The organism is Armatimonadota bacterium (assembly GCA_037138755.1).
Classification (GTDB): Bacteria; Armatimonadota; Fimbriimonadia; order Fimbriimonadales; family Fimbriimonadaceae; genus Fimbriimonas.
In genome coordinates, this window is the sequence record JBAXHT010000001.1 from 1990006 (window position 1) to 2009677 (window position 19672).

Below are 19672 nucleotides of genomic sequence, written 5' to 3' on the forward strand. Positions count from 1 at the left end.
CGTCTTGTCTTTTTATTGTCTGGAATCAAAAGTTTATGTTAAAGGTCCACCTTCGAAGAATGCTGGTCGTATCGGCAGTGCTAGGCTTCCTTGCCTGGTTCTGGGCGTTTAGGACGCCAAAGGTTTATCAGGCGGATGTCCAGATGAAGGTCGGTAGTCCAGTGCTGACCGCGGATACTTCGATGCCAATTAGCATCCGGAAAGTTTTGCTCTCAGGAATTCTTAACGATCTGGACAGTGACACCGGTATTTTGAAGTCTCAACGAATCTTCAAAGAAGGAATGGACTTGGCGTCCAAGGAAACTCAGATGGAAGACCTTGGTTCAGTACAGGCGTTTCAAGAGTTATTTCCGATGTATGACCTTGAGATTCCAGGGTCGCTGAACCAATATTCTCCCGATTCCGTTCGAGTTGTCACGTTGAAGGTTCGAGCGTACTCTCCGAAGGCTGCCGCCTCTATTGCGAACAACGTTGCATATGCGTTCTCTGATTATCGCAAGCAAGGCGCTGCAACAGCGGTCCGTGAGGCCGTTGACATTGTTGAATCAACCTCAAAGTCGGCAAAGGCAAAACTTGACGAGATTGACAGAAAAATCAGAGAGCTGAAAATGAAGAGCAACATCGTTGATGTTGGAGAGTCTGGTCGGGCTCTCACTCAAAGCATCGAGATTCTGCGACAAAAGCGCTCTTCGATTGAGGCGGAGTTGGCAGGAACCCGAGCTGCGGTAAGTCAACTTCAAGCGAAGTTGGCAACGATAACGAAATACACCGACTCGGTGAAGACAACTCTCCCCGATCCCGCTGTGGATGGGTTGAGGCAGTTGGTCGTTCAGGCTGAGAGTGAGCTAGCCCTTCAAAGACAAACGTACGAAGATACAGCTCCGGCTGTAGTGCGAGCTAAAGAGAAGCTGACGACCGCCCGTCGTCGACTTTCAGACGCTGAAAAGATGATTCGCACAGTTCCTGGAGCTGGAACCACAGGAATTGCACCGAGCTATACCGACACAGAATTAACGTTGATTCGGACCCAATCTCAGTCCAAGTCGCTTGAGAGTCAGCTAGGACCCATCAACCGAGCCATTCTCGAGTACGAGCAAAAGATGCTGAACATGCCCGGCATGGAGGCAACTTATCTTAACCTGGTTCGAAACCGGATGGTCAGTGAAGAGGACTATCAAAAATCGCAAAAGTGGGCGAGTGACTTGCGCACCGCGCGAGACTCGCGAACCACAACCATCGTTTCGAGTGCCGACCCGCGGCTCGTAGAGGCGGCAGGACCGGTCGCTCCAGACGTCAGAAAGTTTGTCACCCTCGGCCTGTTCCTCGGAGCCATGATCGGGCTGGCTTACTCCTTTGCAAGAGAGTCCTTCAAACTTCCAATCCATACCAGCTGGCAGCTCTCGGAAATGACGGCTCTTCCGGTGGCTGCGGCCATTCCTGCGCTTCCTGGGGCATTGGCTAAGCGCCATACGCAGATGATCAAAGATCCAGCATTCAAGCCGATCGAGAGCTTCAGGTTCATGGCGTTCAGCTTGCTTGCGCAAGAAAACCGCCCTAACGTGATCTTGTTCTCCGCCGTCGGAGACATGGTAGATTCCTCGATCGCGGCGGCAGAGTTTGCGGTTGCGATGTCCAAGACGGGTTCAAAGACTATATTGGTTGATGCTGATCTCAGAGCTTCGCGACTTAGCAAGGTCTTCGGATTGGAAGGCAGAAGCGGAGTTGCAGATATATTGGGCCGAACCATTCTCCCCGGAGAATCGACCGACCTATTTGTCAGCACCGAACACGACAATTTGACGATTCTCCCGGCTGGCACGATAAGTTCATCTGGAATGGCGGACGTGTTGACTTCTCACTTGCAAGCGATGATTGGTGATCTGCGGGATAAGGGTGATACTGTGGTGGTTCACTGTCCGCCGGTTGACGTATTTGCAGACTGCTCGCGCTTGTCCCAGTATGTCGATCACTGCTACATGGTAGTCAGTGCTAAGTCGACCAGCTACCGATCAATTCCCGTGGCACAAGAAATTCTCGAAAAGTCCGGGGCTAAGTTTGTTGGGATCGTACTCACTCAGGCGTCTCAGACAGACGAACCTTTCGGAAACTCCACATCCTACCGATCTAGAATCTGATGGCTTATCGAAGCACGACCGCCGCTCGATTACGCGCCCAGTCGCGCGGCGAGGGATTCTATGCCAAACGAGACGTAGCCAAACAGACGTTTGGCTACGGCAAGTGGTTTGTCGGCTGGTCGTACCTTAATGTCCTCTACTCGTTGATTATGACCACTACCTTTCACACGAGGTGGTTTGGAGGTTCTGGATGGCTGCTAACTCCGGTCGTCATTCTGAGTTGCATGTTGCAAGTTGCCTTGGGCAACTCGCTGTTCAAACTTCCGACGCGGGTTCCTTGGACAGTCTTTGGCCTCTTTCTTTTTTATGGCTATGCAATGACAACAAGCCTGATGGCGAACGTCGGGATTGCTCGTGAGGTTCAGTATTCGCTGGGTTGGGCGACAATGTGTCTGCTGTTTTATGCGGCGACGAGCTTGTCAGTCATCCAAGCCACGTTTATCAGCGAACGTTACCGAGAGCTTCTCAAATGGTCAATCATTTTTGTCGCTGTGGTCAGTGGACTCGTCGGGCTAGCTCAAAACTTCAATATCCTTAATCTTCGCGCAAGTTTTGCAGGACTTGAGAAGCAGCCTGAGGGTATCTATCGCCCCACGGGGCTCACAGACTACCCATCGCAGTTAGGTTTCCAAGCGACGATGGGTATGGCAATTTTGGGAGCACCGCTTTACTTCAGGAACCTCAAATGGTGGGAGTGGGGAGGCATTTGCTACTTCGTGCTGGTGATCCTGAGTGCTCAATATCGTTCCATGTACTATGCAGGGATCGGGCTGGGCCTAGTAAGTTTTGGGTACCTGATCTACAGAAGAGATAAGCCCCAATCAATGATTTTCAGCTTGGTTGCGGTCTGCCTCATCGCGTTACCGTTGATTGCATTTCCAAACAAGTTTGCCTACGGTCTTCGCGGGGCAAAGGATGACCCGGCCCTGAAAGCAAGACAAATTGCATGGAAGGAGGCCGAACCTGCCCAAATCATTCGCCCCCTCACGGGTATCGGACCCGATCCAAGCCTTATTCTTGCGACCGGAAACGTTTTAAACGGAGACAAGTACTCAACGACAGCCATTGACAATCTTTACATCACGACCCGAACATGCTACGGCTGGGTCGGCGTCGCGCTGGCTGGATTTTTTGTGTTGACGACTTTTGCCGGGTTGCTATACCGACTGCTACTTGGTTCCCGGGTAGCAGCTTCTTGGGCGGTCGCCTCGCTCCTCGCGTCGTGTTCGATTATGATTTTTAGCCTTACAGGAAACAGCGTCGTTTACACTTCCGTCGGGTGCACATCCGCTCTAGTCTTTAGCCTAACATCTCCAACCTGGCGAGAGGAAGCTGAGGCCTCAACACTAACGGATCAGTTTATTCGGCTTCGGACAACTCTAGCCAAGGGGCTTCGAACCCTCGGAATCAACATCGGATGACATTGAGTTCGTCCAACCGTGCGTCAGCGGCCGTGCTTCTGATGAGTTCGAAGTCGGTTGCGATCGTCTTGCAATTGGCGTTTATTCCTGTTTGTTTCAAGATTCTTGGTAAAGACGGAAACGGCTTCGCACTCTGGGTAATGAGTGTGAGGTCCATGATGCAGCTCATCGATCTAGACCTTCCGCAAGGTATTCGTCACATTATGATGGCGAATGCCCGGACAGATGAAAATCGCTTTTGGCGAAGTTTCCAGACCGGACTGACGATGAATGGTTGCGTCGGAATTGTTGGTGGCTTGCTATTGGGATTGGGATGGAGTCTTTTGGATGGGCCCCAGTACGACCAGTTCCGATCCATCATGCCGGTCATGTTCGGTTTGGCAGCCCTCCAGATGATCGTCGATTCGATTGGTTCCACGTTTTCACATCCTTTTTACGCAAAAGAAGAGTTTGCCCAGTTATCGATTAGTGGTGCGGTCGCGCCGAGCATCGCTTTGGTGTTTAACTTCATCCTCGTATTGGTGACTCGAAGTCCGGTCGCGATGTTGATGGCGGGGGTTTTCGAATCTCTACTCACAATGTCCATTACTCTTTACCTGTTCAAAAAGCGTTTTGGACTCGAACATCTTCGACCGGGCTTCGACCTCACTGTCGCAACTGACGTTTTACGCGTCGGTTTGAAAAGCTATCCCGGCAATATCTCCGGGAGAGTTGCTGGCACGGTTGATCGCGTCATCCTGGGGAGTGTGGCTGGGATGGATCTCCTCACAATCTATAACATCGCCACCAAGATCCCCCAGAGCTTGGCCCAAATCGTTGGTAGTGCAACCAGCATGATGGTTCCTGAGATGGTCCATGCCGCTCAAAATGAGCCAGAGACATTCCGCCACATCCTGCGTCGCAATGTTTCGTTTTTCTCCGTGCTGTACGCCTGCGCGATGGTCGTGTCTAGCGGATTCGCGGTTGTCATTCTCAAAGCATGGTTAAGAATTGACTATCCTGGATTTGCTGAATTAAGCATCTTGTTGGCGATTTACTACGCGCTGGAAATGAACTTCAGCACGATTACGACAGCGTTCTATGCTTTCAAACAAGCGCACTTGTTGTTTCCCTTCGCGCTGTGGAACGCGATTGTGACCGTAGCCGCTACAGGTCCGATGTCCAAGAAGTACGGGCTGATGGGATTGGGTTGGATGAACGCCTTCATCGACGTCGTTCAAATCGTCCCGATCCACTGGCTCCTAACCCGTACCGTCGTCCGTGATGACTCGATGTGGTGGTACATCCGTCGCCTGGTTTCGGCGATTGGGGCGGCGACTGTTATTGCGGTCGGAATCTCCTGGGCGCTTCGAGCTGTTCCAGTCGGGCGCGAAGCTGCGGCATTTGTAGTTCTGATGCCGGTGTCGAGCTTGGGAGCATTCGTTGTCGCAACTAGGCTCCGATTGGTCGAGTTACCGAATAGCGTTCGCGAAAAACTTGCCAGGCGCAAGTTGGCGGTCAAGCTCTTTGGCTCATCGGTTTTGGAACGTCCTGAGGACAATCTCAGCTGACTTGTCCCAGCCGAACTCCGTTGACCTTTCCAAACCGCGAGCGATCAGTTCGGGACGATTCTGTCGAGAGGCGGCCTTGATGAGGGCTTCGGCAATGTCTGCTTCATCGGTGGGGTTGAAGTAAACTGGCAGGTCACCGCCCACCTCTTGGAGGGCTCCGGTGTTACTGCTGCAAATTGGGCAGCCGTAAGTCATGGCCTCGAGAACAGGGATCCCAAAGCCTTCCTCTAAGCTCGCAGTTACGGCAAACTCTGCTGAGCGATAGAGCTTCACGAGGCTCTCATCCTCGACGTAACCCAGGAACACGACTCGTTCAGAGAGCCCACTCCGGGTGATTTCGTCAAAGATTTCGGTAGTTTTCCAACCTTTTCCGCCGGCGACGGCGAGGTTGATTCCCGCAAGAGCAGGGCTATTTGCGACTGCACTGAACGCGCGAAGCAGGCGGGGGAAATTCTTTCGAGGTTCCAGTGTGCTCACAGATAGAATGAACTTGCCAGCAGGCAACCCTAGCCCCTCACGATCCTCAGCGGACAAAGGCGAGAGGTTCTCACCGATTCTGGGTGGTTGACCAACCCCGAATGGCAGAGGCACGACTCGATCGAGCGGATACCGAAAGTGATTTGAGAATTGCTCAGCAGTATGGTGGCTGTTGGAGAACACAACCGAAGCATGTCGGGCCGAGTTGGCGTACATTTTTTGATGGATCACGCGGTCTTCTTCGGTATATGTGTCCGCAAAAGAGTGAAAAAAGATGTCGTGTATCAATGTCGCAGTCACAACTCCAGGAGTGCGAGGAACGTAGCCGCTGACCGAGAACCACGCCTTCAGGTTGTGACGCAAGGGCTCCAGATCACGCCCGATCAAGTGCCAGGTGCGATTTCGCTTCGAAGCACGTACGACCTTGACATGTGGCATCGCCAGCCAATGCTCAGCGATCGGTGCATCCGGTCGAACGAAGACCACGTACTCGTGCTCGGTGCGGCGTAGGATAGCTTCTAGTAGTTGCAGGCTACTTCGGGACACTCCGGCGTGTTTGCTGCCTTCAAAGAAGATATTAGTCGCTTGAAGTCCGAGTCTCATTGCAGATTGTAAACCTCTAATAGATCGCGCAAGTAGTTCTCTCGTGAACAAGGGTCTTGCCAGTAACGCTTGAAGGCATTTTCGCCAAGCCTTCGAATGAGTCCGTCGTCTTTTGTCTTCTCGAGCGCAGCCGTTAGAGATCCGGCGGTCTGGACGTTGAATGTTAGGCCGTTATCACCGTTAGTCACCCAGGAAGTCGCGGCACTGTGGTCGCCGATCACACAAGGGATACCCGCGGCGAGGCACTCCAGCACAACAAGCGAGGCGGTTTCGTACCATCCGGCATTCATAATCAGGCAGCGCGCGGTTTGTTGAATGATTGTCACATCATCCGGAGATCGCCAGCCAACGAACTCATGGTTTGAAAACTGTTTCTCGAGCTCTGCTCTCATCGGACCGTCGCCCACAAGTGTCAGCTTGACTCCAGCTTCATCAGCCGCTCGGAGAGCTACATCGGGGTCCTTCCCAGGAGTAAGTCTGCCGATCCAAATGTATCTGGTCCTGCTTGCCGGATCGAGTTGTTTCGTTGATGCGGGTTCGACGGGACAACGAAGAACTCTCAGTTTCGGCAGATCGCCGATCGTCTTGGCAAGAATCGTTCGCGTGAATGGTGAGGGGCAGATGATTGAAGTGAGGCGGTCTGCCAGGCGATGCTTGTAGAAAGCCGACTCGGCTCTTCTGAATCGAAACTGCTTGAGATTCTGGTCGAATTGGTCCATACAAGGACTCGCCTTACACTCGTTAGAGAGCGGTGAAAGGGTGCAGATACGATTTTCGGGGAAGTTAAAAAACGTGGTGTTTGGACACACTAGCCCGTAGTCGTGACTGTGGAGATGTGTGCGGAAGCCCTGATTAAGTGCTGAGGAAACAATCAAATGTGAAAAGTGAGTGTGGAAACCGTGAACGTGGACAACCGTGCACAGAGGGTCTAATCCGTCGAGAGCTGAGCGGAAAAGGGGAAGTAGGGAGGTGTCTCCTGAGCGAAGCGGGTAACTGAGAATTCTGTTCTTACTAAAGAACTTCTCCCAGACGACGGGCAGGTTTAGGGCGACCCCCGTGACTCCCGGAAGCGCGAGGTAGCTAGGTTCGATCTCGGGTGCTGAAGAGACGATGTGAACAGGGATTCCGTGCGAACTCAGAAGCTCGACGGTCTCAAACGCGACGCGCTCCGCACCTCCGGTTGGGCCGCCGCCTTCGACCACGATTACTACACTAGAGAAATTGTTCATGCGAGAAGTGGTTCGAAGAGTTCTAGAAGTCGGTCTACATACTGCTCGGTCGATCGTGGATTCGATTTGGACCAGGTCAGCGCATTTTCGCGCATCTTAGACCAAGTCGATTGGTTGTCGATCGCAATCATTTGCTCCGCGAGAGCTTCGGGAGTGACTTTTGACGCCACCAGCCCGGCCCCGGATTCAAGAACGACTTCGCTGGCTCCGACGTTAGTTGTTGAGATGACGGGGATGCCTCGATGGATTGCATCGACAACACTGAGACCAAAAGTCTCCCGCCATCGGGAAGGGATGACCAGGCAACGGAGGCGCTTCATTTCATCTTTCAACGGCTGATCCGAGAGCCAACCTGTGAAACGTGCTTCCGGGTGGGCTTTGCGAAGAGCTTCTTCCATTGCTCCGCCACCGATAACCAGCGCAGGGATCCCCGCGAGCCTCGCTGCTTGGAGAAAGGTATCGGGAGCTTTCTCAGGAACAAGTCGGCCGATAAATGCAAATTCGCCGCCATCGTTAGGCCCCAGGTCATCAGCAGTTGGGTAGTCGTGCGGGTAATTGACGAGGATCAGCTGCTTCGGCAAGTGCGGCGCGAGAGTCGTAGCATTGAGTTTAGAAACCGCTAGAAAAAGATCTGCGCGCTCATAGAGCTTGAGGATCTGCTTGTTGCCGAAGTGCGCAGTCAACTTGGGAAGCTTGTAGCGCCACTTTTGCCCCTGACACTCGCAGGTCAGGCAGCTGACTGAGAGAGGCTTGAGCGCACAGTTTTTACCGGAACGATGGTTGTAGTACAGCGACGTCGGACAGATCGTGGCGTACTCGTTGCAATGAAACGCCGTCCGGAATCCCATCTCCTGCGCGACTGCAACAGGGGTACCGCTCAGCTTGAGTCGAAAGGAATGGATATGAACGACTGTCTTTCCAGGCTCAAAACCCTTAAGGAACTGAATAACCGGCTCTCTTACGAAAGGGTTTTGGAAGAACATCTTGCTTCGACGAAATTTGTCAGATTCCTCGAACCAGCTGCTCGCGGGGATAAGAAGCAACTCAACTCCAGCTTCCTGTAGTCTCGAATCCGCTTCAATATCTGCGGCAATGAAGCCAACTCTGATTCCTCTCCGGCGGAGTTCGAGGGCTTCAAGGACTGCCACCCGCTCGGCCCCGCCAGTAATGCGGGCTGATTCGCAGATGATGACAACGTTCATGAATCACTCTTATTATGGTTTGCTGGTTCACTTAACCAAGGGTCGCTTGATTCACTCCTTATGAATGAAGCGTTAGAATCACCCAAAAGGTCTTCAAGTTTGTTAGATTTGCTGGCGTAGAACCTGATAAAGTGCTTCTACAATAGAGGAGTGTTTTGGGCGTTTTGCCCATTCGATTGGTTTGTGGAATCTGGAATGAAGAATGGCAACAAACTGAAAATCTTGGTTGTCTCGAATCTGTGTCCTCCTGAATACGAGGGTGGATTCGAACTCAGTGCGCTTCGCAACGCCGAGAGCCTCCGCGCCTTGGGGCATGAAGTCGATCTCATCACCAGTAAGTTTCGGAAGAGTTTTCAAGGCGAGCGAACGGATCGCCACTTTGTATCGCGAATTTTTCGACTTTCGACGGCCAAGGACGGTTGGGCCCTCGCGTCGAGTTTTATGGATGGGAGCTCAAAGCTCGATTTTTCCTTTGGCGAATTGGCGAAGCAGGTTGCGATTCGCATGGCGAATATCGGCTCGATTCTCGGAATGCTCCAGGTCTCATCGAGAAACGAAGCGGCAATGCGGGGCTTCCTTTCTGACAAAGAGTACGACGTGGCCTATGTCTTCGGCCTCCACATGATCGGAACCTCGGTCATTCATCCGTTGATGGCCAAAGGCATTCCATTGGTCTACCACCAAGGGGATGAGTGGCTTGCCGCTTACATCTTCGGTTCTCCCGTGAAGCATGCCATCCTGACGGCCTTTGCACCTCTGAGATACCGACGCGAACGAAAGATTGACTTGAGCCGAGTAGTGACCGTTTCTCATTTCATGAAGACGCGATTCGGAGAACTCGGTTTTCCGCTGGACGGCGTTTCGGTTATCCATCGTGGATTTGAGCACGCCACGAGCCTCGTGGAGACGACCGACCGGTACGCTCCGCCCGTTTTTCTACTAGCCTCGAGATTGGCGCTGTATAAGGGGATACACATTGCGATTAGGGCCGCAGAAACACTTGACGCTCAAATGCCGGATCAGCCGTGGGAAATGTGGATCGCAGGGGGTGGAGACCCCAAAGTGGTTGCCTTTTTCGAGCGAATGATCGCTGAACTCAAAGTGGAGCACCGGGTGAAGTTGCTCGGAAAACTCTCTCGCGACCAGGTGATCCAGCACATGCGTCGTTCGACGGCATTTATTTCGCCAAGCGTGTTTGATGAGCCGTTTGGCAACACCAACATCGAAGCGATGGCCTCCGGCGCACCTTTGATCGCTTCTCGCAGTGGTGCGATTGAAGAAATCGTTGTCAACTCCGAATCGGGACTGATCTACAACCGCGCAAGCCACAATGAACTTGCGTCGCACATGAAACTGATCCTTACTGAGCCATCCGTGGCCGAACGACTTTCGCGCCGAGGAGTCGAGAGAGTTCAAAATCACTTTCTCCAGTCAGAAATCATTAGGCAAGTCGAGGACACGTTAAGGGTTGCCGCTGGGGTTTCACCTGATCGCGTCGAAAGCACTTCGGCGACGCTGCGCTGAGGGGGCGATACGCAAAAGGTAAAGTTTGATACCTATGCGCATCGCCATTTCGGGGTTCCCATTTACTACTGAACCCGGTAAGAGATATGCGGGTGTCGGGCGAAACATGGCGCGTGTGCTCGAAGAGATCGTTCGCAAAGATCGCGGAGATACCTATCACATCTTTATCAACTCAAAGGTCGATCTCGACCCAAGTTGGGAGAATTGTAAATGGATCACTTGGCATAGAGTCGAAGTAAAGGGGGTTGCCCATCGACTTTTCTGGGAGCACTTCCTCGTTGGCAAACAAGCAACTAAATTAGGTTGCGATCTAGTGCACTCTTTATTCGCCAACTTGCCTTTTGGCTGCAAACTGCCGATGACAACTCTTGTCCATGATGCCTTTCCCAGAACGCATCCCCAGTGGTACACGCCGCGCAACCGCCGGATCCTTGATTGGATGACTGCAAGCGGGTGCCGATTGGCAACTCACGTCCTGACCGTTTCTGAATTCGCAAGGACAGAGTTGAACCGGGCATACGGCACCCCGCTCGAGAAAATCACCGTCTGCTACAACGGGCCCGGAAACGATGTCCAGCAGTTAACCGAAGCCGAACTGATCTCCGTCAGTCGCGAGGGCCTGCCTGACTTAGACGTTCCGTTTGTGTTCACAGTGAGCACGCTCGAACCAAGAAAGAATTTATCGGGGCTGATTCGAGCATTTGAATCGGTCCCTCAAATCAAGCTATATGTAGCAGGCGCGAAGGGTTGGCTCAATTCTGAGCTTGCCCAAGTGGTTGAGAATTCACCAGCAAGGGATCGAATCGTCTTTCTCGGCTACGTCTCAGATGAGCAGCTTAACCTTCTCCTAAACAAGTGCAAGCTGTTCGCATTGGTATCCTTTGTGGAGGGATTTGGGATTCCAGTCTTGGAGGCGATGATCGCCGGAGCGCCGGTCGTCACGAGCCAAACGAGCTCGCTACCGGAGGTGGCCGGCGGGTGGGCTTACTACTGTGATCCAGAGAATCCGGCTTCGATTGCCGAAGCCCTGTTATTTGCTCTAGGAAATGAGGAAGAACTAAGTAGAAAAGCTGCGGGTGGCAAAGAATTTGCCACTCAATTTACTTGGGAAGCTAGTGTGGACAGAATGCACCAGGTTTTCCATTCATTGGTAGGAAGATAGAAAAGAATGTCGAAAGTTGCAATTGTTACGGGTGTCACAGGCCAGGACGGGGCGTACCTCTCCAAGCTGTTGTTGGAGAAGGGTTACAAGGTTTACGGAGCAGTGCGACGTAGCGCGTCCACGAATTTTTGGCGTCTGGAAGAACTGGGGGTTCGAAGCGAAATCGAGTACGTCTCAATGGATCTCTGCGAGTACACCAATATCATCCGAACAATCAGGAAGATTCAACCAGATGAGTTCTTCAACCTCGCAGCCCAGAGTTTTGTTGCAGCCTCTTTTGAGATGCCGATGTACACCGCGGATGCCGATGGAACCGCAGTTTTGAGAATTCTTGAGGCGATCCGGGAATTCAGCCCCGCGACGCGATTCTATCAAGCTTCGACTTCCGAGATGTTCGGAAAGGTCCAAGAGATTCCTCAGAAAGAGTCAACTCCGTTCTATCCTCGCTCGCCATATGGAGTCGCGAAGCTGTTCGGACACTGGATGACGGTCAACTACCGAGAGTCGTACAACATGCACGCCTCCTCAGGCATCCTGTTTAATCACGAGTCGCCACTGCGCGGAAGAGAGTTCGTCTCGCGAAAGATTACTTCGACTCTGGCAAACATGGCCCGAGGACACGAATCCGTCCTTGAGCTTGGGAACATGGATGCAAAACGTGATTGGGGCTTCGCTGGCGACTACGTCGAGGGAATGTGGCGGATGCTGCAACAGCCCGAAGGAGGCGACTACGTCCTTGCGACGAACGAAACGCACACCGTTCGAAAGTTTGTCGAAATCGCATCACGTTTCGTTGGGTTCGAAATTGAATGGGCTGGCTCAGCCGAAGCTGAAATTGGAGTTGATAAGAAGACGGGACGAACGATTGTCAAGATCAATCCGGCATTCTATCGCCCCGCTGAGGTCGAGCTACTCATCGGTGATCCAGCGAAGGCTGAAAAAGTGCTTGGCTGGCAACGCAAGATGTCGTTTGAGGGCCTCGTCGAGGCGATGCAGCAAGCCGACCTCGATCGAGCTGCCAAGGGACTCGTTAGCAACTAATCTAAGCGAGCGAATTGTACACCTGGATCAATTGATCCAGGTGTTTTTTTGTCGTTAGCGGGGCTTTCCAGTAGCGTGTGTACGCCTCGTCGCCGAGGATTTGCGCTTGCTCGTCCGTCATAGCAGCTAGAACAGCCGCAAGTTCCGCTTCGCCTTGGTAAAGGACGCCAGTGGCTCCGTGCTCGATGTACTCGGTCGAAGCGCAGTTCTTGGCTACGATCGCCGTTACCCCTTGAGAAATCGCTTCGATCACGGCTAGTCCCGCCGTCTCGTACCAAAGGGAAGGCATCACGACCGCACGGCTCCCACGTATCCTCTTTTGTACGTCCTCGTGCGAAAGCCAGCCCGTCAGAATCGCATCTGGATTGGCGACCAGGATGGCTTCTCGTTCTGGGCCATCACCGATGAACTGACACTTTACTCCGGCGGCTTTGGCGGCTCGGGCAAATCCGACGACACCCTTTTCTTGTGATAGGCGACCGACGTAGGTAAAGACCGGATTGCGTTGTTCAGTTTTGGGTTCTTGGTCTTTGGAAACCGGATTGTAAATCGTGGTTGATGGAGTCGACTTCGGTAAGTGCGGTTCGATGATGCGGCGGCTGAATTCGCTCACGTAAACAAAGTGTTCGAAGTCCTCGAGTATCCGTTCTTTCGCTATTCTGGAACCTCTTGCCGTCTGCATTAGCTTCATAGGCCAACCTTTGTGCGTGCACTGGCAGGTTTTGCAGGCCAGTGAAAGCGGTTGGTGGTGGCAAATCTGGTTCTTGGTGGAGATGTAAAAGGTTGTATTCGGACAGACAACCCCGAAGTCGTGAAGAGTGAAGACGAGCTTAAATCCGCGTTGCCTAGCTTCTTTGATCACGGCTCCCGTAAGAATACGCCGAAAGGCGTGGACGTGGATGACCGTGTCATTCGGCCTGAACTTGGAGAGAAGTTCACCGAATTTTTCGGCGGCAGCTTGGTTCCAAACAAACCGCTTGAAAACCTCTACCTTTGATGCGTGATACGCGTCGGACTGCTTTATCGAAACGCACTGAATGTTGTCTAGCTCGGGAGTCGAGACTGGCTCTCCCGCGAAGAAAGTGACGTTGTATCCAGCGCCTTTCAGGGCCAGCGCCGAGGTTATTGCAACACGTTCGGTGCCACCCGTTGTGCCGGCACCGTCGCAGACAATGATGATGTTTCTCATGAAGCGATGCCGATGGTGTGGTACTCCCACCCCGCGGCTCTGGCTTTTTCGGGAGCGTACACGCGCCGACCGTCGAACATAATCGCTTCTTTTGCCGTTCCGGCAAGCCGGGCAAGATCGATCTGTCGGAACTCGTTCCATTCTGTGACAAGAACAACGACATCCGCGCCTTTACTCACATCGTAGGCGGAATTAACATAGATCGCAGCAGGGAAGTGCTCTTCAACAAGATGAGAGGCAACTGGGTCGTAGGCCTGCACTCGTCCGCCGGCCTTGAGGATTCGGTCGATAATGACCAAGGCCTTTGCATCACGGATATCGTCCGTGTTTGGCTTGAACGCTAGACCAAGAAGGCCAACGGTCTTTCCCTCAAATCCGCCGATTCGACTTTCGATGCGATCCAAGAAGTGATGCGTTTGGTCGTCGTTGATCTTAATGACTTCTTTGAGGAGCCCGAAATCGTAGTCAAGACCCTGAGCGGTTGCAACCATACCTTGGACGTCCTTGGGGAAGCAGGAGCCGCCCCACCCTAGCCCCGCGTACAGAAATTGTGGTCCGATTCGCTGGTCCGCCCCAATGCCTTTTGCAACATCTCCGATGTTGGCATTACAAAGTTCGCAAACGCGACTCATCGCGTTAATGAAGCTGATCTTGAGGGCCAAGAAGCTGTTTCCGCCGTATTTGATCAGTTCTGCCGAATTGAGGTCAGTGACGATGAACTCCGACTGGAGCGGAGCATACAGCTCCTTAAGTTTCTCCGCAGCTTCAGGTCGTCGAGTTCCGATAACGATTCGATCCGGATTAAGGGTGTCCGAGATTGCGCTGCCCTCGCGCAGGAATTCTGGGTTGGAAACGACATCGAACATCTCAGCAGAAACGCCCTGCTCTCGAATGATCTGCTCGACCATATCTCCAGAGCCAACTGGAACAGTTGACTTATTGATGACGATGGTCGGTTTATCGATGGCCTTACCGATGTCGTTAGCAACCGCTCGGACTGCAGTCAGGTCAGGTGTTCCGTCGGCAGCGGGTGGAGTTCCCACGGCGATGAAGACTATTTCCGACTTCTTCACCGCGTCCGAAATGGAATTGGTAATTGCGAAGTTGCCGTTCTTCAGGGTCCGCTTAAGCATCTCCTCAATACCTGGTTCGAAGATGGGAGCAATTCCTGCACGAATTGACTCAACCTTTTTAGGGTCTTTATCAACGCAAGTGACTTCGTTTCCTAAGTCGGCGAGCACCAATCCGGTGACCAAACCGACATAACCAGTTCCAACAACTGCTACCTTCATATTTGACTCAGACTAAATTGTCGGCAACTTGCCAACAGAATTTGACGCTTGGCGTCAATCGAATTTGAATTGTGATTCGATGTCCTCATGCCGGATTTCGTCCACAGGTTCAGTCTTACCCTTTCCAGCATACAGTTGGTTCGGAAAGTTAAGAACGTATGCATCTTCTGAGCCGACATTCCTGTAACCATGAACGACTCCTGGTGGCACGATGATCGCAACCGGGTTCGACTTGCCCACCAGAAATGTGTAGCTCCATTTGGGTTCTCCTGGGCGGTTTTCCCACAACCGAACCTCGTATTCACCATCCACGAAACAGAACAGATCTGTCTGGTTGACATGCTCGTGCGGTCCGCGAGCGATCCCCGGGTGAGTCACGCTGATGTATCCCATCGTGGGCAGGGTGCCCTCCGGTATTTCATCTGATCGAAATAGCTCGGTGAGGTGTCCACGCGAGTCAACATGGGTTCCGAGTGGCTTGATCACGACTCCGGCGGCTAAATCATTTGGCATGTCGATGAAATGTACCTGCGAACATCGTGCCATACAGCCACAATATAGGGAAGCTATGAGAGTTGTTTTGACTGGTGGAGCTGGTTTTCTGGGATCGCACCTCTCGGACTTGCTGTTGAGCAAGGGGCATGAGGTTGTGGCGATTGACAGCCTCATCACTGGGTCTGGGCAAAACATAGCGCACTTGAAGGGCAATCCAAAGTTTGAGTTTGTCAGGCACGACTGCTCGCTTCCGTTCACCGTTGATGGAACGGTGGATTTTGTTGCCCACTTCGCCTCCGCTGCTTCTCCCGACGACTTCAAGAAGATTCCGTTCGATGTTCTCCGAGCCGGTTCCTACGCCACGGATAACTGCCTCGATCTGGCTGTGTCAAAGGGTGCTAAGTTCATTTTGGCTTCCACCTCGGAAGTCTACGGCGACCCTCAGTTTTCACCGCAACCCGAGTCTTACTGGGGCAACGTCAATCCGAATGGTCCACGCTCGGTTTACGACGAAGCCAAAAGATTTGCCGAAGCCACGACGATGGCTTACCATCGCTTCAAAGGCGTCGACACGCGGATCATTAGGTTCTTCAACACATACGGACCAAGGATGCGACTCGACGACGGTCGCGTCGTTCCAAACTTTGTCAACCAAGCCTTGAGGAATCAACCGATTACGATCTACGGCGACGGCTCTCAGACTCGATCATTTGGTTACTGCGCCGATATTCTGGACTGCGTATACCGACTCATGGAATCCGACCTCCACGATCCCGTCAACATCGGCACCGAGCAGGAACGAACGATCCTTCAATTCGCCGAAGCGGTAATCAAAGTGACCGGCTCTTCTTCCGAGATCGTTTATTTCGATGCGGCCGTCGACGATCCAAAGCAGCGGCGCCCCGATATCACCCGTGCAAGGACACTGCTTGGTTGGGAGCCAACGACTCAACTTGAGGAAGGACTTGCGAAAACGGTACAGTACTTCCGCGAGTTGATGTAGATTGATGGAATGATTGGCACGATTTTAGCGTTAAAACGAGTGAGAATTTGATTTGGAGCAGGTCGCAACACTAGAAGCAAAGCAAGAGAAAGGCTCAATGCTGGACGATGTCCAGGCGGTTTTGCGGCGCGTTCTTGACTGGGTCAAAGACGGAGGGCTTGCTCGCGTCTCTCGGCATGAGCTTTTTATTCCTTCGGTAGTCGGTCTGATCGGGCTCAGCCTTATGTTCTGGCCGCTTTATCGCCAGGTCTACAAGATGTGGAACGAGGACGACAACTACTCTCACATCATCCTGGTTCCGTTTTTGATCATTTGGCAGCTTCACCGGCGACGAGACATGTTTGTTGAGTCCGCGCGGAAAAGCGCGCCGATGGTTCTTCTTCTCCTGGCTCCGCTGGCTTACTTCCAATACATCGCGTTCATCGGCGACTGGTGGGCCATGCAGTCCATTTGCTTCATTGCAGCGGTCTTCGGGGTCGTTTGGACGCTGTTTGGTGGGCACTGGGCATGGAGGGCACTACTGCCGATCCTCTTCATCGTCTTCATGCTCCCAATTGCAAGCTCGTATCTTGACGCGAACACTAACGAGTTGCAAATCGCCTCGACGACGGTTGCTGAGAAGCTGTTAGCGTTGACCGGATTCGGTCCCACTCGCCTCGATCCAACCTCAATTCAACTCAACTCTTACGCTTTGAACATAGCAGTGCCTTGTTCGGGTCTAAAGCTTCTGGTGGCCGTGACCTGCTTTACATGTCACTTCATCCTATTCGCCCGTTCGACGATCAACTTCAATTTCATGATGTTGCTGATGATCGTTCCCCTTTGCTTGCTAATGAATGGCCTTCGCATCGCGATGATCGGGATGGTCGGCGAACAATGGGGGGCTCCGGCTGGTGCCGCCTTCCACGACTGGAGCGGCTACATCATGCTCCTCATTTGCTTCTGGATTATCTTCAAGGCAGCGAGACTGCTGGGATGGAAAGAATGAAAAAAACCCTCTGGATTCTGTCGGGACTGCTCACAACCATTGGCTTGGGTTACAACTTCGCGCCAAGACCGCCGGAAAAGATTCTCACCGAAGACCAAGTCATCGCGATGCTGCCCACAAAGGTCGGTCGCTTTCAGCCGATGCTCAAGGACGGCGAGAAAGTGTCCTACAAGATGGACAAGAGCTCATACGACATTCTCAAGCCATGGGGGATCTGTGCTCGAGTTTTCGTGAACGGCAACGAGTCCTATGATGTCGTAGCGATCGCGAGCAACAGCAAAGAAAGCTTCCACGATCCCCAGATCTGCTTCTCAGCCCAAGGCTGGCGACTCTCAAACCAACGAGAAGACGTGATCAAAACCAAGACGCACGGCGATATTCCAATCACCCTTGTGGATATGGAGCAGGGCGGAAACGCCCGCGTTGCAATGTACTTCTTCCGATTGAACAAGGGCTACTACGGAAACATGTCGAAGGTGAAGCGCGACATGCTCATGTACTTGTTCACGAATCGAGCAAAAGACGAAGGCGCCTTCATCCGCGTGATTCCGACCGGTACTGTCGATGTCGCGAAGATGAAGCTCTTCGTTGCCGATTGGGTCGACGCCGCGAATCAGACAAGCAAAGGATACTACTGATCGGCTTGAGTTAGCGAAGGTCTTACTTCCCTAGAAATCGACCCCAGCGAAGCGCACGAAAGATCAACCTTGTGGCTTGTCGACGTGAAGCTTTGAAGACTTTTCATAGGACATTGCCCATGTGACTTTGTCGTCAGCAAACCGCACCCACAGCTCGTGGAACTCGCTGACCTTCTTGTAGCGATAAATGAATGCAGGCTTTCCTGTCTTCTTCTCGCCCGTCTTGGTGAGTGCCTTCATGTCTTCTTCGACAATCTCGTCTGGCTCCCCATGAACGGCTTTAACTTCGGAGATCGACATTCCTGGGGTCATCTTTGCAGCGAGTTCATCGACCATGACTCTGCTCCCAGCTTCGTCTTGCTTGCAACCACAGAGAGTGAGCATTAGCAGGGCTACCCCGATCGAGAGACCAATTGATTTCATCATAAGATATTACTCTAGTACAACAAAAAACCCTCCATTACTGGAGGGTTTTTGCACTGTCTGCGGTGGCTCTTTTAGTTCGAGCCAGGTAACTTCTCGGTATCGCCAACGCCTTGGTTAAGGTTTGCCTTATCCGCTTTGACGGCTTCTGGAGCATTTTTACCGGCTCCTTCAGGTGCTGTTTCTCCGCCAGAACATCCAGCGAAAAGTGCACCAACGACCACGAGACCAAGAACAAGTGTGAATTTCTTCATCTTTCTCAGATTACCAGTTGCAGGGGTTGACCGTCCACGTCAGAGGGTATGTATCTCCGTTGTTGTCAGGTCGGAACAGTGCAGGGTACTGCACTGTGGTGGATCCGCAGAGTGAGTGGATGCCGCTGGTCAGCTGGCCGTTTGCAGGAACAGACAACCATGGTTGCTGGTAGCTCGCGCCACGAACTGGAACATACTTAGCCGAAGTATCGGTATAAGCAAAGACAGTTCCCTGACCGTAGTGGTGCATGCTGTTCAGAGTTGAGTCGACGAAGCGGAAGAATTGGTATGGCTGAAGAACAACCGCACCGGTGACTGGGTGTCCGCCTGCGTTGAATCGGCAAGGAAGAGGATTAGTAGCTGAGCCGGATCCGGTGCAAAGAAGCACAGGAGCTGCGGAGTAGCTACCGCCACGCCAGTTCTGCTTGAACGATCCAGCCCAGAACAAAGGAATGTTCGAAGGTCGGTTGATCGCGGTCATGCTGTACTGGTGAAGAAGTCCGTTCATGGTTAGAGCGGAAGTCGTCGGAGGGCGTACGAACGATGCCATGTAGGCAGCGGTGTAGATGTCTCGTCGGTTGAACGTCGGTTGCTCCATCATCTGCCAGTTCTTGATGTATGGCTGAGTAGAGTTGATCCATGCTTGTCCGTCGGTCTGAGTACAAATCGCAGCATCTGCACCTGCAGGCGTGGTTGCCGCCCAGTTCCAGCTAGCGATGGTTCCGGGAAGTCCGAGGCCGCATGCGCTACCGTCCGAGATGGAAGTTGCCGAAGGGGCGTTGTCATCAGCGTCCGTGGTGTAAATGATTGCACCGGTAGCCGTCTGCTTGATGTTGCTGATTCCTTGGGCTTTCTTTGCGGCTTCTTTAGCCTGTGCAAAGACTGGGAAGAGAATCGCTGCGAGGATCGCGATGATCGCGATAACCACGAGGAGTTCGATGAGTGTGAATGCTCGTTTCATTTATGATTTCCCTTGTGGCATCGTTGCCACACATGTAAACCGACTTGCAACCCTCAGAGAGTGTTCCTTATCGGTGGGAATATAT

Annotated in this window: 18 protein-coding genes; 9 read left to right on the forward strand and 9 right to left on the reverse strand. The window is 52.7% G+C overall.

The window, feature by feature from the left end; genetic code table 11:
• Nucleotides 1-35: 35 nt before the first annotated feature.
• The 3 genes from WCK51_09465 to WCK51_09475 are packed head-to-tail and all read left to right on the forward strand — an operon-like array spanning nt 36 to nt 5106.
• On the forward strand, nt 36-2135 hold the full coding sequence (locus WCK51_09465; protein ID MEI7577111.1) for a hypothetical protein: 2100 nt from the start codon (nt 36-38) through the stop codon (nt 2133-2135).
• Nucleotides 2135-3556 carry a hypothetical protein gene (locus tag WCK51_09470; protein MEI7577112.1) on the forward strand — a complete coding sequence of 474 codons (1422 nt, stop codon included), beginning with the start codon at nt 2135-2137 and terminating at the stop codon, nt 3554-3556. The genes WCK51_09465 and WCK51_09470 overlap by 1 nt, the downstream gene beginning before the upstream one ends.
• Nucleotides 3553-5106, forward strand: coding sequence for a lipopolysaccharide biosynthesis protein (locus tag WCK51_09475; GenBank protein MEI7577113.1), 1554 nt, complete (start codon nt 3553-3555; stop codon nt 5104-5106). The genes WCK51_09470 and WCK51_09475 overlap by 4 nt, the downstream gene beginning before the upstream one ends.
• Here WCK51_09475 and WCK51_09480 read toward each other — a convergent pair.
• From WCK51_09480 to WCK51_09490, 3 genes are read right to left on the reverse strand one after another with little or no spacing between them, the layout of a single operon-like run.
• Nucleotides 5068-6186 carry a glycosyltransferase family 1 protein gene (locus WCK51_09480; GenBank protein MEI7577114.1) on the reverse strand — a complete coding sequence of 373 codons (1119 nt, stop codon included), beginning with the start codon at nt 6184-6186 and terminating at the stop codon, nt 5068-5070. The genes WCK51_09475 and WCK51_09480 overlap by 39 nt on opposite strands.
• A complete protein-coding gene (locus WCK51_09485; GenBank protein ID MEI7577115.1) occupies nt 6183-7415 on the reverse strand; it encodes a glycosyltransferase family 4 protein in 1233 nt (410 codons plus the stop codon). Before WCK51_09485 ends, WCK51_09480 begins: the two co-directional genes overlap by 4 nt.
• The gene (locus tag WCK51_09490) at nt 7412-8617 is read right to left on the reverse strand and encodes a glycosyltransferase (GenBank protein MEI7577116.1); all 1206 of its coding nucleotides are present in this window, start codon (nt 8615-8617) and stop codon (nt 7412-7414) included. The genes WCK51_09485 and WCK51_09490 overlap by 4 nt, the downstream gene beginning before the upstream one ends.
• A 150-nt stretch (nt 8618-8767) precedes the next feature.
• Between WCK51_09490 and WCK51_09495 the strand changes: the two genes are divergently transcribed.
• From WCK51_09495 to gmd, 3 genes are read left to right on the forward strand one after another with little or no spacing between them, the layout of a single operon-like run.
• Nucleotides 8768-10141, forward strand: a complete 1374-nt coding sequence (locus WCK51_09495) for a glycosyltransferase family 4 protein (GenBank protein ID MEI7577117.1) — start codon at nt 8768-8770, stop codon at nt 10139-10141.
• A gap of 34 nt (nt 10142-10175) precedes the next feature.
• On the forward strand, nt 10176-11303 hold the full coding sequence (locus WCK51_09500; protein MEI7577118.1) for a glycosyltransferase family 1 protein: 1128 nt from the start codon (nt 10176-10178) through the stop codon (nt 11301-11303).
• A 6-nt stretch (nt 11304-11309) separates the two neighbouring features.
• The gene (gene gmd, locus WCK51_09505) at nt 11310-12344 is read left to right on the forward strand and encodes a GDP-mannose 4,6-dehydratase (protein MEI7577119.1); all 1035 of its coding nucleotides are present in this window, start codon (nt 11310-11312) and stop codon (nt 12342-12344) included.
• Nucleotide 12345: 1 nt separating this feature from the next.
• On the opposite strand, the gene WCK51_09510 is transcribed toward gmd, so the two are convergent.
• From WCK51_09510 to WCK51_09520, 3 genes are read right to left on the reverse strand one after another with little or no spacing between them, the layout of a single operon-like run.
• Nucleotides 12346-13533 (reverse strand): glycosyltransferase, encoded by a 1188-nt coding sequence (locus WCK51_09510; GenBank protein MEI7577120.1) that lies wholly within the window; start codon nt 13531-13533, stop codon nt 12346-12348.
• The gene (locus tag WCK51_09515) at nt 13530-14825 is read right to left on the reverse strand and encodes a UDP-glucose/GDP-mannose dehydrogenase family protein (GenBank protein ID MEI7577121.1); all 1296 of its coding nucleotides are present in this window, start codon (nt 14823-14825) and stop codon (nt 13530-13532) included. Before WCK51_09515 ends, WCK51_09510 begins: the two co-directional genes overlap by 4 nt.
• 54 nt (nt 14826-14879) lie before the next feature.
• Nucleotides 14880-15371, reverse strand: a complete 492-nt coding sequence (locus tag WCK51_09520) for a dTDP-4-dehydrorhamnose 3,5-epimerase (GenBank protein ID MEI7577122.1) — start codon at nt 15369-15371, stop codon at nt 14880-14882.
• A gap of 22 nt (nt 15372-15393) precedes the next feature.
• Here WCK51_09520 and WCK51_09525 point away from each other — a divergent pair, with 22 nt between their 5' ends.
• The 3 genes from WCK51_09525 to WCK51_09535 are packed head-to-tail and all read left to right on the forward strand — an operon-like array spanning nt 15394 to nt 17949.
• A complete protein-coding gene (locus tag WCK51_09525; GenBank protein MEI7577123.1) occupies nt 15394-16323 on the forward strand; it encodes a UDP-glucuronic acid decarboxylase family protein in 930 nt (309 codons plus the stop codon).
• 52 nt (nt 16324-16375) lie between these two features.
• Nucleotides 16376-17311 carry an exosortase/archaeosortase family protein gene (locus tag WCK51_09530; GenBank protein MEI7577124.1) on the forward strand — a complete coding sequence of 312 codons (936 nt, stop codon included), beginning with the start codon at nt 16376-16378 and terminating at the stop codon, nt 17309-17311.
• Nucleotides 17308-17949 carry an exosortase-associated EpsI family protein gene (locus WCK51_09535; GenBank protein MEI7577125.1) on the forward strand — a complete coding sequence of 214 codons (642 nt, stop codon included), beginning with the start codon at nt 17308-17310 and terminating at the stop codon, nt 17947-17949. The genes WCK51_09530 and WCK51_09535 overlap by 4 nt, the downstream gene beginning before the upstream one ends.
• Before the next feature lie 63 nt (nt 17950-18012).
• Here the strand turns inward: WCK51_09535 and WCK51_09540 are convergent, their stop codons facing one another.
• The 3 genes from WCK51_09540 to WCK51_09550 form a co-directional block, all read right to left on the reverse strand.
• On the reverse strand, nt 18013-18372 hold the full coding sequence (locus tag WCK51_09540) for a hypothetical protein (GenBank protein MEI7577126.1): 360 nt from the start codon (nt 18370-18372) through the stop codon (nt 18013-18015).
• A 74-nt stretch (nt 18373-18446) separates the two neighbouring features.
• Nucleotides 18447-18626, reverse strand: a complete 180-nt coding sequence (locus WCK51_09545; protein ID MEI7577127.1) for a hypothetical protein — start codon at nt 18624-18626, stop codon at nt 18447-18449.
• A 10-nt stretch (nt 18627-18636) separates the two neighbouring features.
• On the reverse strand, nt 18637-19587 hold the full coding sequence (locus WCK51_09550) for a prepilin-type N-terminal cleavage/methylation domain-containing protein (GenBank protein MEI7577128.1): 951 nt from the start codon (nt 19585-19587) through the stop codon (nt 18637-18639).
• Between the last annotated feature and the right edge of the window lie 85 nt (nt 19588-19672).